16 protein-coding genes are annotated in these 12090 nt (G+C 39.8%); 14 read left to right on the top strand and 2 right to left on the bottom strand.

Annotation, left to right across the window (positions count from 1 at the left end; genetic code table 11):
• The first annotated feature begins 31 nt into the window (after window positions 1-31).
• The 5 genes from NST44_RS00245 (at window position 32) to NST44_RS00225 (ending at window position 4022) form a co-directional block, all read left to right on the top strand.
• Window positions 32-202, top strand: coding sequence for a hypothetical protein (locus NST44_RS00245; RefSeq protein WP_340897254.1), 171 nt, complete (start codon window positions 32-34; stop codon window positions 200-202).
• A gap of 1114 nt (window positions 203-1316) precedes the next feature.
• Window positions 1317-1892 (top strand): papain-like cysteine protease family protein, encoded by a 576-nt coding sequence (locus NST44_RS00240; protein WP_028404407.1) that lies wholly within the window; start codon window positions 1317-1319, stop codon window positions 1890-1892.
• Window positions 1893-1923: 31 nt separating this feature from the next.
• Window positions 1924-2730, top strand: coding sequence for a hypothetical protein (locus tag NST44_RS00235; RefSeq protein WP_251536545.1), 807 nt, complete (start codon window positions 1924-1926; stop codon window positions 2728-2730).
• Window positions 2731-2847: 117 nt separating this feature from the next.
• A complete protein-coding gene (locus NST44_RS00230) occupies window positions 2848-3192 on the top strand; it encodes a transposase (protein WP_007128026.1) in 345 nt (114 codons plus the stop codon).
• A complete protein-coding gene (locus NST44_RS00225; RefSeq protein WP_340897247.1) occupies window positions 3129-4022 on the top strand; it encodes an IS3 family transposase in 894 nt (297 codons plus the stop codon). Before NST44_RS00230 ends, NST44_RS00225 begins: the two co-directional genes overlap by 64 nt.
• Window positions 4023-4399: 377 nt before the next feature.
• Here the strand turns inward: NST44_RS00225 and NST44_RS00220 are convergent, their stop codons facing one another.
• On the bottom strand, window positions 4400-4876 hold the full coding sequence (locus NST44_RS00220) for a hypothetical protein (protein WP_340897246.1): 477 nt from the start codon (window positions 4874-4876) through the stop codon (window positions 4400-4402).
• Between the two features lie 179 nt (window positions 4877-5055).
• On the opposite strand from NST44_RS00220, the gene NST44_RS00215 reads away from it, so the two are divergent.
• The 9 genes from NST44_RS00215 to NST44_RS00175 all read left to right on the top strand — a co-directional run bounded on the left by NST44_RS00215 (window position 5056) and on the right by NST44_RS00175 (window position 11366).
• A complete protein-coding gene (locus tag NST44_RS00215) occupies window positions 5056-6408 on the top strand; it encodes a WXG100 family type VII secretion target (protein ID WP_340897245.1) in 1353 nt (450 codons plus the stop codon).
• Window positions 6408-6737, top strand: a complete 330-nt coding sequence (locus NST44_RS00210; RefSeq protein WP_007131112.1) for a hypothetical protein — start codon at window positions 6408-6410, stop codon at window positions 6735-6737. Before NST44_RS00215 ends, NST44_RS00210 begins: the two co-directional genes overlap by 1 nt.
• A gap of 382 nt (window positions 6738-7119) precedes the next feature.
• Window positions 7120-7485 carry a hypothetical protein gene (locus NST44_RS00205; protein ID WP_340897244.1) on the top strand — a complete coding sequence of 122 codons (366 nt, stop codon included), beginning with the start codon at window positions 7120-7122 and terminating at the stop codon, window positions 7483-7485.
• Between the two features lie 169 nt (window positions 7486-7654).
• Window positions 7655-8143, top strand: a complete 489-nt coding sequence (locus NST44_RS00200; RefSeq protein WP_340897242.1) for a SitI3 family protein — start codon at window positions 7655-7657, stop codon at window positions 8141-8143.
• A gap of 150 nt (window positions 8144-8293) precedes the next feature.
• A complete protein-coding gene (gene cdiI, locus NST44_RS00195; protein WP_340897241.1) occupies window positions 8294-8620 on the top strand; it encodes a ribonuclease toxin immunity protein CdiI in 327 nt (108 codons plus the stop codon).
• 219 nt (window positions 8621-8839) lie between these two features.
• Window positions 8840-9187 carry a hypothetical protein gene (locus NST44_RS00190; RefSeq protein ID WP_340897239.1) on the top strand — a complete coding sequence of 116 codons (348 nt, stop codon included), beginning with the start codon at window positions 8840-8842 and terminating at the stop codon, window positions 9185-9187.
• Between the two features lie 475 nt (window positions 9188-9662).
• Window positions 9663-10475: a hypothetical protein gene (locus tag NST44_RS00185; protein ID WP_340897237.1), complete on the top strand. Its 813-nt coding sequence runs from the start codon at window positions 9663-9665 to the stop codon at window positions 10473-10475.
• An 8-nt stretch (window positions 10476-10483) separates the two neighbouring features.
• Window positions 10484-10963, top strand: a complete 480-nt coding sequence (locus NST44_RS00180; protein WP_340897236.1) for a hypothetical protein — start codon at window positions 10484-10486, stop codon at window positions 10961-10963.
• A gap of 193 nt (window positions 10964-11156) precedes the next feature.
• Window positions 11157-11366 (top strand): hypothetical protein, encoded by a 210-nt coding sequence (locus tag NST44_RS00175; protein ID WP_340897234.1) that lies wholly within the window; start codon window positions 11157-11159, stop codon window positions 11364-11366.
• Window positions 11367-11833: 467 nt separating this feature from the next.
• Here NST44_RS00175 and NST44_RS00170 read toward each other — a convergent pair whose 3' ends face one another.
• Complete coding sequence (locus tag NST44_RS00170) at window positions 11834-12055, bottom strand: hypothetical protein (protein ID WP_340897233.1); 222 nt, start codon at window positions 12053-12055, stop codon at window positions 11834-11836.
• Window positions 12056-12090: the final 35 nt, after the last annotated feature.

Below are 12090 nucleotides of genomic sequence, written 5' to 3'. Positions count from 1 at the left end.
ATAAATGAGGAATTAGTGATGGAGGAATCCCATGAAACCAAGAAACCGTGCAATGCATTTGGAGATTAAACAAGTCATTGAGAAGTTAGGTTTAACGAGTGATAAAATAACAGAGTTTTATGATGAAATGAAGGAGAAGTATAGGGAAGAGGAGCAAAAATCTGATGAAAGCTGCGATCCCGATCCACATAAAGAGGATTAAACCAATAACGATTTGGTTGTCATTCGGATTAGTAGTAGGTCATTAGTAATGGTGATTAAATAATGAACTTACATCTGGAATGGTTCTATAGAAGGGATTCATCGATTTCTGGCGAATGGATGTATATGTTGACGAGGACCGTCGATTGATGTTGTGAAAATGATTAAGAGGTGATGTTCTCAACAACAAAGTGTTGACGAATGTGAAAAAGCAAGGCGGTTTAGTTTCTTATGTGTTATTTTGCAATGTTCCCTATGAGGGACATTGTTTTTATTTTAACAAGAACACATATTCGATGACAAGGTTTGTTACATAGATATTCTATAATAGAGTGGCAATCTGTAATTGACTAAGCTTAAGTTATAACTTGTCACGAAGCTACTTCAAGGAGAGATAGGGGGATCATTTTCATTTTAAACGATACTATATAAATACACCATACTAGCAAGCAGAGATCTAAAGTCCGCTAAGAGACTTGGAGATCAACTGAACTTTCACCACTATTTTGTTGGAATGTTGAAGTCTCCGACTACTGGAGGCGAACATCTAAGTATCTAGTTTTACCTCTCATAATCCTCAAGTAGAGCCAAAGGCTTAACTTTAGCGCCCTTGCTAATGCCATAATCATTAGCAGAGAGGGCGCTTTTCACTGTTCTCCAGCTCACTGATATAGGAAGGACTGATCTACACGGGATTAGGCTGGGCTCGTCCTGGTAAACTTCGTACCTTTCCGAGGGCTTCGTAGAACCGTGACTCCCTACATCCTCCCACCTATAATAATGGTCATATTACTGAAAACCTCGCTCGTAATAAAGTCCCGTATCTACTGAGAAAAAGATATGCCCTCCCTTTAAATGTTTGTTTAATTATGGGAAGGAATAAAAAAATAAGAAAAAAAGGAAACATTTATTGATCTTAAGGCGTTAATTAAAATATACGGATAATTTCTTCAGTAAGTTATTTTTTAACATCTTAGATCTTAGTTAGGGGTAATGCGTGGCTTGATGTTATGACATATAGAGGGGGGATAAACTTTATCATGTAAATAGGGTCCATGGTCTTGAAGAATATAATGCAAAAAACGATCATTAAAAACTAAAGGAGGCTTATCAAAATGAGACACCGCAAATTTATTCTTACCGCTATATTTTCCTTAATATTTACTGTAAGTTTCATAACACAAACTTTTGCTGCTTCCAGAGATCTCCCCTCATATCCAATTGCTAAACAAGAAAAGGATAGTTGGTGCTGGGCGGCAGTAAGTTCTAGTGTCCTTAAGTTTATGGCGAGTAAAAACGTTTATCAGTGTGATTTCGTAAAGAAAGTGAAGTCCACTAGTACCTGTGCTAATGTTTCGGCTACAACGACGGAAGCTCAGAGCGGTATGCATAGCTATGGAGTATCATCAAACTATTATTCAGGGAATTTAAATGTATCTCAAGTTCAAAGTCAAATCGATGGGGGACGTCCTGTGTACGTTAGTTGGAAATGGAATAGTCCGACAGCGATAGATGGCCATGCCGTTGCTATCTACGGCTATAGCAATACACCTACCTATACTTGGTACATGAACTATCTGGACCCTTGGGATGGAGTAAAAACATCGATGGAATACTCAAAATTTAATGGAGGATCAGGTGCAGACAGAACCTGGAGATGGGGATTAAAGGATTTCTGGCATTACAATTAACTACATTACAAAAAAAGGAGGAAGCTAATAAATGAGACAAGTAAAATATTTTTCTGTGTTCTTGATTAGTATATTTATCTGTTTTATTTCAGTACAAAACATTTATGCTAGTACAAATATTCCAGAAGATATTCAAAAGTATGCAGAAGGAACTGGGCTTGAGGAATTTAAGAAATTAATTCTCGAAGATCCAGTTGGATATGGCTATGCCGATAAAGATGAGGTGAATAATGTTACGCTTGGACCAGGTTTTGAAGTTCATTTGTTTGACGCTAGTAAGTTCAATAATGTTTCTACAAGTTTAATCGATGTTTCAAAACCAACTGGACAATATGAATTTATTGTCATGTCAAATGGATTAGGCAAATCTTTTCTCACCATCGAAAGGTATGAAGATAGTTTCAGAGTAGTGGTTGCAGGAGGAGATGCATCTAGATTGGCTAAGTCATTAGACATAATGACAAATACACTTTCTACAAACAGTGATTACACTGATCCGGTTTTAATTAAAGACGGAAATATTAGGTATCTAGTAGCAAACTTGAATGGTAAAGAAGTAAATATCCCAGACGTTCCGGCAGAAAAAAATGCATTGATGGGTGGGATGGACAATAATCAGTTATGGGATTCCGAAAAAACAATCAGCTTTCTAAAACAAGTCCAGTCACATGGTGGAAATCCTGATGCAGATGGAACTGGAGGTTATCCGATTTTAGAATCTAACGCTTCGAACGGTGTAAACAACTACTTCTTAACCGCAGTCACTAGTTTATTAGTTGCAGCTGTATTTACTTTCATCGTTTACTTGTTATTTAAGAAGAAGCCAATTAAGAAATAAGAATGTTAAACAAGAATAATTTCATAAATAACAAGCCCTATATTTATGATATTATCCCCTTTAAGTAGACAGTGTGTAAAAAGCGCATTAAAGTCTACTTTGGAGGGGATTTTTTCCATGGGCGAAATAAGAAAGACATATGACATCGAATTTAAGCGCAAGGCTGTTGCGATGTTCCTGGAGGAAGGTCTTGGCTACAAGACGGTAGCCAAGACCTTGGGCATCGATGATAGGATGGTTCGAAGATGGGTGGCTCACTACGAGCGAGAAGGAATTGAGGGTCTCAAGGAAAAAAGAGGCACCTCGACGGGTTCGAAGAACGGGAGACCGAAGAAAGCCAAAACATTGGAGGAAGAAGTCCTGCGGCTGCGAGCGGAGAATGCCTTGCTAAAAAAGCTATGGGAACTGCAAAGGGGGCAAGAGCAAAGCGACGTCAAACCTACCAAGCCATCGAAGCGCTAACTAGCAACTTCCCCGTGGCCTTGCTGTGTGAACTGGCAGGTATCGCTCGAAGTAGTTACTACAAATGGGCAGCCAGAAAGAATAATCCAACGCCCAAACAGATCGATGAGCAGGCTCTGAAAGAGAAGATTCTAGAGTGCCATACTCAGCTAAAGGGCATTTACGGATACCCACGGATTCGTGTCTGGCTAAAGAAAACCTTTGGCTTGAACGTCAACCATAAGCGTGTGTACCGGCTGATGAAAGAACTGGGGATTCGTGCGCGTATTAGGCGAAGGAAGCCATACTTTGGCCGTCGGGAGGCAGGGATTACCTCAACCAATGTACTGAATCGGGATTTTAACGCCACGGCACCCAATACGAAATGGGTCACCGATGTGACCTATCTGCCAATCGGCTCTCGCTTTCTGTACCTGTCGGTTATTTTTGACCTGTATAACAACGAGGTGGTTGCCTTTCGGATCGGACGCCACAACAATTTAAAGCTTGTGCTGGAGACCGTACAAGCAGCTGTACATAAACGCAAAGTAGCCAACCTGCTGCTCCACAGCGACCAGGGCTTCCAGTATACTCACAAGGAGTACCATGCTTTTTTGAAGCGTAAGAAAATTAAAGTGAGTATGTCGCGTAAGGGAAACTGCTGGGATAACGCTTGTATCGAGAGCTTCTTTGGACACCTGAAGTCAGAATGTCTTCGACTCGACACTTTCTCGACCGAGGAAGAGCTCGTAAAGGCAATTGAACGATATATCCATTTTTACAACCATGAACGTTTTCAACAAAAACTAAACAACCTTAGTCCGGTTGAGTACCGAACTAGGGTTGCTTAAGGCTGCTTTTTTAGGCTGTCTACTTGACAGGGTTAAGTTCATTATAGCGGCTTGTTTTTTTATCGTGCTAATCTTCTAATATTTTCTTTAGATCATTAATTTCTTCTCTGAGTTTCAAGGTTTCAGCCTTATCAACTGTAATTTTACTACTCTAATGGAAAGTGCATCACCAACCCGACAATCATCAGGTAGCATCTCTTTTGAGATGTATTCGGTTCCACCCTTAACTTTTCTACGGAATGATAACCATCATTGGTTCTTGTTAGAGTCCGGTGAACCTGAGTACCAATTCTTTAGGTACATTAGGGATCGTTCCGTTGAGCTTTTAAAAGAGCGAATGAGCAGTACAGGATGGAGCTATGTCCAGCAAGAAGGCTCTAATTATCGTTAGTCTCCTGCAATCCTGAATCACTTAGAAATTGCTCGCGAAGCTCTTTTTTATTTTTACCTAAAGCATACTTAACGCTAATATCAACGACATTGCCATGCGAACGAAGTGCGGGGAATTGGTCGGTCCAACGAAAAAACAACCGGATCTGCTTTATAAGTCTTCGAATCATCAGCTCCGCAAGGGGATTGGAATCATCCGGGCATAGGTTTACGGTATTGGGAAGATGCTGCGGATTGTTCTTGGCTATTTCCTCATTGATGGAGCCGTCGATATACTGGACGCTGATTTCCCGATCCTTTCTCTCGTATTCTCGACCGCAGAAACGACATACAGCCGATCCGAACATGTTCAGTGCCACCAAGGGCGAGAATAATAAAGGATAAATTAATCCATCTATTCGCCCCTTTTTTAAGGTATGCCATGTCGTGACTCCCTTCATCCTCCCCCCAATAATAATGGTCATAATACTGAAAACCTCGCTCGTAATAAAGTCCCGTATCTAACTGAGAAAAAGATCCTAGTTTTAAATGACATAGCAAGGCCTTGAGAACCTTTTCCATATAATTGAAGTGGAGTAAAATATTTAAGTTAGCTATGATCGGAGATCGGGTTCAATCCCGAAAGCAAGATGGAGAGGTTGTTATGAGTAGAATTTTGGTCACACCGGAGATGTTGCTGCGCGTTGCAGAGCAATGCTCCAGGGCGCATGAACAGCTGGAAGCAATGATATACATGCTGAAAAAGAACAACATTCATATGCTGGAGTCTGGGTGGGAAGGTACGACGAGATCCCGTTTTTACGTGGATTTTCAGCAGGCGCATCGGGAGTTGATGCAGACCACGGAGCATATCCATCGGACAAGCCTGGAGCTGAGAGGGATTGCCCAACGATTTAAGTCAGCAGATGAGCGGGTACAACCGATCCAAGTTGCTGGGCATGTGCTGGGAACATTCCCTGTGATGAGGGGACCCGCAGGCTATGGGGCCGTAGAGGATATGGGGAGAAAAGCGGAGGAAGCCTGGAATTCGGTGCAGCAGGAAGCCGGGAAGGCATGGGACACCGTGAAGCAAGAAGCAGGGGAACTATGGGAGGGCGTAAAGATCGGGGCCGCCCAATTAGGGAACTCGTTAAAGGATACGGGAATATCCTTGTACGAAGATCCGCTTGGAACCGGGAAAGAGATGCTCTATAATGCAACCATCGGGACGGTCGAGGAAATTTGGAACACGGGGATGTGGGCCGGCCGAATGCTTTTTAGCAATGAGTACCGCGAAAAAGTTGCAGAAGACGTAAAGGTAGAAGTCGATTCAGCAGGTGGTTGGTCCAATTATTTGGGGCAGGCGGCAGCTTTGATCGTTGGGGAGGTTATTCTCAACCGTGCTGGAATTAGGGGGAGAGGCCCGCTGAATAATAAGCATAATGATCATGGTGGCGGTAGTGGTGCCGGTAATGGAAGCGGTAGCGGTGGTGGTAGTGGTAGCGGTAATGGTGCCGGTAATGGCAGCGGTAGCGGTGGCGGTGATGATAGCGGCGATCGTGACGGTGAGAAGTCGGGGAATGAGGGGACGGGTAATGTTAAACCGGTAAAAGAAGTAGAGATTGTTGATAAGAATGGAAGACCAATCGGTGAGTTAGACGAAATCGATTTGAAGAACGGTGTTTTTTATGAAGATAAAACAGCTAAAGGATTAAACATAGTAAATCCTAAAACAGGGTTACCTGCCCAAACTCCTCAGCAGTTTGCTGATAAGCAAATACTAGATAAGACTAGAAAAAGGATAGTTAACCTGGAAGAAGCTATTGCAACTAGACCGACAAAAAATGGTACGCCGGATGTACCTTCACTAGACCAAATCCAAAATATCCGTAAGTTCGTCTTTAGATTGGACGGAGATACACCTGAACTAAGGCAGGCAGTCGAGAACAGCCTAAATCAACTAAGAAAAGAATTTCCTGACCACACATTTGAAGCAATATTTGGAGGGAAAGATTAATGTCTATTGCAGCTATGATATTAAACTCAGAAAACGAGTTTGAGGAAAAATTTTACATTCCTGTAGCGTCAGAAGCTTTTTTCGAAGAATGTTGGATACCTGCTATTGAAGAACTGAACTTAGAATGGATTAATGTTTTTTCCGTTGGATTAGATATGGAGAAAGAAGACTTGCCTTTTGTGATGAAGGAGCTATCTCAGATAAAGGAGTGGGCAAAAACAAATTTACCTAGCGAAAAACAAGAAAAGATAATTGAAAGAATTGAATTACTTGAAGCTGAACTTCCTATCGCTTTTCGAAGAGATGGGGCAGTAGTGTTTATTGGCTAGGTTTCAATAAGTACTGGTGGGGCTACCCAGTGCCGAAACAAAACACTTATACCTATGTTTGGGTAACCTATCAGTTGATTAGTGGCTATTAAACAACCGTGCCTATTTAGATAATATTCTGTCCGCCGTCCACCACGCATCCCCGTTAATCGGGCGGGAGATCACTAAGCCAAGCAAATTCATCTTTCATGCCAGTATGAGGATTAGATCGAATTGGTAATCATCCAATTATTGTGATGAGATGCGGTGAACAAATCGAATGCATTCGGCGTGTGGATCTTTCGTCGCGCGCCTTTTCCGGATATTGCATTACCAGGGCATACGCCAGTTTTGATTTTGATATAATACAATAAACAGCTATACGCAGAGGTGGCGAATGACTTTGAAGAAACCTCGGAAGATCATAGCATTCGGTTTTATTGGCATCGTATTTCTTGTCGTTATGTTCGTAGGTGCCTATATCAATAATATCGGATTCCATAACCTAAAGCTCATGTACACGTTGAGTACTACGGAGAAATTAATAGTTCCAATGGATAAAGTGGGGCATTATCTGGCAAGAGAGGATCGTTCCGTTGAGCTTCTAAAAGAGCGAATGAGCAGTAAAGGATGGAGCTATGTCGAGCAAGAAGGCTCTAATTATTTTTTTGAAAAGGGAAATGAAGAAGCGATCGTTACCTTGCAGCAATGGAATCATAAATATATCATCTATCAGGTTAAAGATAACGTCATCAATATAGCGGACTAGTGAGCAATTATGTTGTACACTTTAATAAACAGACTTTCATCATTGTTATTTGAAATGGTGGAAATTAATTTAATTAATACTTTATCAATTTTAAACGATTAGCGGATTGGCCGATTAATGGACTTAAAGAATTAATAGCAATTGATTTACATAATATAGGAGTGCTCAAGTGGCTATTGAATATTCTCTCAAAACAGAACAAAAAATATCTGAATCCTGTTTATTACAAGAACTAGCTTCAATGGGGTATAAAAATATTGATGTAATAGACATTCCAAAAGGAATTAAAATTAGTCAATTTGAAAAATCACTGGGTCTGTCTGTTTACTTAACGGAGTCTGGCGAATATCCCTATAACGCTTATGACACTCAGTTTTTGAGCAGTGAGTTTGTATTTGAAAGTACATTGAGTATTCGCTTTATAAACAATTTATACAATAATGAATCCTTTAAGTTTGCTTTATCTCTAGTGTTCAATTTGATGAAAAACAATAATTCAAATGCTTTATTTTTATCAAATGGTGATAATGAATTATCTTTCTTTACTAAAGGACATGTATATTTGGATAATTCATCACATGTCTGGGATAATGGTTATTTTACTGAAATTCTTAAGGGATATAGATATAGTAATTTTGATGGAAAATTTATAGATTAGAGAAGGCACTGCCTGGTGACGAATGAACCCATCTTCAACGAATAACACATTTAACTCAAGTAATTTTTATCTGACTTTTGATTATAAGGACTAAAAGGAGAGAAAGAACTGTATAGAATACTTACAGAAAAAGACGAAATTGACAAACTGGTGGAATCTTATTTCTGGGTTATTGAATTCCCAAGGGCTTTGGAGTATTTTGGGGATATTGAGGGACATGGGTATGGATCAGGTCCACTAGAGGTACAATTTTCATCTTATCATGAGCCAGAAGAGGAGTATTACATTGGGGATAAGAAAGTGTGCTTTATAGGAGAGCCCCCAGCTTCCGACGAAAATGTAATGGCAGTAATTGAGTATGATAAATTTTATAACTACATAATTATTTTTAGTGCAAAACATCTTGATGAGCACCCTGAAGATAAAAATAAGATTAATACTTCATTAGAAAAAATAAAAAACAGATTAGGTATATAACTTGAATAAAGATCGCAAAAACCTGCCAAGCCACAATGCGAGCTATCCGTCCGTATTGTGGTTTTCTTATAACCGTGTGCCGCCTTCCAACTAGTACAGAATGAGTGGGGCGGCTGAACCACCTCAAATGAATACCGATAAAAAAGTCGATTATTATTTTGATATTGACGAAAATCCTGTGGGTAAAGGTTCGAAAGCAATAAAGGACGGTGAGTAAGTATGAAAATAGCTACTTTTATTGAAGAATACGATCTGCATGACAGTCTATTAGAAAATATTGGTATTAACGGCGAGAAACTGGTTCTCGATATCGATCTCTGTAATTGGAGACAAAAAAATTACAGCCCCGAGGAAGATGAAATGAAAGTAATTAAGGTTACTTTTGAAAATGTACAAAGTTATCATTTAGATTCAACAAATGATACGGTAGATTCCGATTCAATCTTGGAGATCAGTTGTACGGATGTGGATTCTTCTTCAATTTCGAAAGACATAAAAATCGTCTTTGAAGGTGAAGAAGATATAAAAATAATGACATTTAGAAGTGATAATGTAACCGTAGAGTAATTAGTATAACCTTGATCGAGTGCTCGTCACTCAGTCAAGGTTTTTCTTTTGCCCTATATTACCTTCTTTCCTTAAACAATAGAACGCTCTAAAATTGAAACTCGTGCGCTAAAAAGGCATACTGAATCAGCAGATGAAGAAATAGATCGTATTTGAATACCAGTAACTCATGCAACTTTATTGGTAACAAATACATGAACCTCATGCGCATAGTGCTTATTTCAAATAAAGTACCTCATGAAAGTAATTCGGGAACGAAAATCTCCCCTATACTCATAATTTGGACCCCTCTTGTCAACAAACGGATGATCTCATACAATCTCATAGAAGCAGGAGACATGCTGAATAGCAAGGGGAAGCCGGGAAGGCATGGGACACCGTGAAGCAAGAAGCAGGGGAACTATGGGAGGACGTAAAGATCGGGGCCGTCTAGTTAGGGAACTCGTTAAAGGATACGGGGATATGGGCGGGCCGAATGCTTTTTAGCAATGAGTACCGCGAAAGAGTTGCCGAAGACGTAAAGGCCGAAGTCGATTCAGCAGGTGGTTGGTCCAATTATTTGGGGCAGGCGGCAGCTTTGATCGTTGGGGAGGTTATTCTCAACCGTGCTGGAATTAGGGGGAGAGGCCCACTGAATAAAAAGCATGATGATCGTGGTGGCGGTAATGGTGGCGGTAGTGGCGCCGGTAATGGAAGCGGTAGCGGTGGTGGTAGTGGTAGCGGTAATGGCAGCGGTAGCGGTGGCGGTGATGATAGCGGCGATCCTGGCGGTGATGGTGATAAGTCGGGGGATGAGGGGACGCCAAAAGCTCATTATTTAAGAACAGTTAATAAATTTGAAGATCAAATTCGAAAAGAACCCTTGGAACATGGTCAGTTTTTTGATAAGAATGGTAATTTAATAGGAGAGACTGTTGTTGGTACTGAAAAGTCTATAAACTTAAGTAAGCATAAAGATATCGCTAAAGATACGGTGTTTACTCACAACCATCCTACAAATGGACCTTTTAGCCTTGAGGATATAGCCACAGCAGTAGATTTTAATATGGCAGAAACAAGAGCTGTGTCACCTAATGGTACTACTTTAAGTATGAAAAGAGGGGCAGACGGTTGGAAAGTGAATGCTGAAGAATTAGGAAGTACATTCGCTAATGTTCAAAAAGAACTAAGAAATGATCCTTTAGCCCAAGAATATTTTAAAACCGGTAATAAAGATGCAGTATGGGATATGCTATTTGACAGAGTTGCCGAAAAAATAGGTGGGGAATATAAAGCTCATAGAAAGTAGGGTGAAATATGAATAAAGATTTTCTATACAGTAAGCCATATGTCCCAGGAATAATAGACGATACACCAGTGGATTTGGATTCATGGTTTCTAGATGATTCAAGAGAGAGGATGGAAGAGAAATTAAGAAACAGTCCTCTTTGTGACCTAATTATTGAGTTTATAAATATTTTCAAAGATGGCGAACCGAATTATCAAGTTCTCTTAAGTTTATTAGGTGAAAAATTTGTTAAGGAAGTTCGAGGTGGAAAGAATGTCTATTGTCAAAGTGATATTTTGCGACCTTACAATGATATAAAAAGAATTGAGATAGAAATTGATGAAGAGAGTTTGATTATAAAAAAGATGAATGTATATATTAATCTAGCTTCATTTGTAGTGTTTGAGAAGGAAATAACTAGCCTATACGTTGATGTTCACATACAAAAAACAAATGATGCCTTCTCGATTTCTGTCAAAGATAAGATAATCACTTTATTAGCGATTTAATTACAGCCAGTTTCCATTGTGAAGAGTTTACATTATGACAACAAGATCGTACAATACAAACCAAACACTAACTGATTCAAACACTTGATAAACTTTCAAAGCTCTTTCCAACTTGTTTTATGAGTAGGAATGAGTTTTTTTTGCGTGCCTAAAATCAAAGGAGGAAGAAACGAATAGCAAACGTGAACAGGTAGTGGCCGAAGGATTGAAGGAACAGCAGCCAGCACAAGAAGCAGAAAAGGAGGTACGCTCTATTACCCAAGCTCGCGTAGTATACGAACAGCTTATGGATGAAATTCGTGGTTACTGTCAGCAGGCAAGGCAATTACGTGAACAGGAGGCAGAGTTGCAGCGATCAGGACGTACAGATTTTCAGGTTAGGGAGGAGATTCAGCAGTTGTAAACAGAGCGGAGCGATCCAAATTCATTTGGAAAATTGAATAACGAGTTTGAAAAAATAATCGCAGATGGTTATGAACGATTTATTTATCTAAGCTTCACTAGTGGACAATATTGAAATCATAGCATTAAAAATAGTGAGGCTGGCTTGTACTGAAATGATCTGAACAAGCCAGCACCTACTATGAGAGTTATTGTTGTTTTTGTTTGTCACAATAAGTATAGACAGAGTTACATATATGGCCGGTGATAGGATCTACTCCGTATTGCTCAATGTACCTATTTCGTATCTTTAAAAGCTGATGACTTAACTCTAAACCTATGGTGAATAAATGTTCTTTCTTTCCATCATTCGCTTGGTTTATACAATGGGCATAGTTCAAAACGGAGCAATGAATAGCACGAATACTTCTGAGTAAAGATTCACGACATTGCATAAGATAGTCTCCTTTACTGTTTTATGGTGTTAGTTCATACTTTTTTTCTCATTTCTTCCGAAGAAGATTCTTTCACACCTTTCTGATGAAAAGATCGAAGAAGTAGATTCATCGTCTTATCTAATTGGGCTAGCCTCCTTTCCAATCCGTCCATTTGCTTATTGAATTTCACGAGAATGGATTGAAGTAGGATTAAAGATAAAGCGATGGGGAATCCAACATTACCAATGAGTTGCACTAGGGCCTGGGTATCCACTATATAACCTCCTTTATGTTAAGTATTACTGATAT

The sequence above is a fragment of the Paenibacillus sp. FSL W8-0919 genome (genome assembly GCF_038003785.1).
GTDB classification, from domain to species: Bacteria; Bacillota; Bacilli; order Paenibacillales; family Paenibacillaceae; genus Paenibacillus_AQ; species Paenibacillus_AQ lactis.
This window is presented reverse-complemented; position numbering and strand designations above follow the sequence as displayed.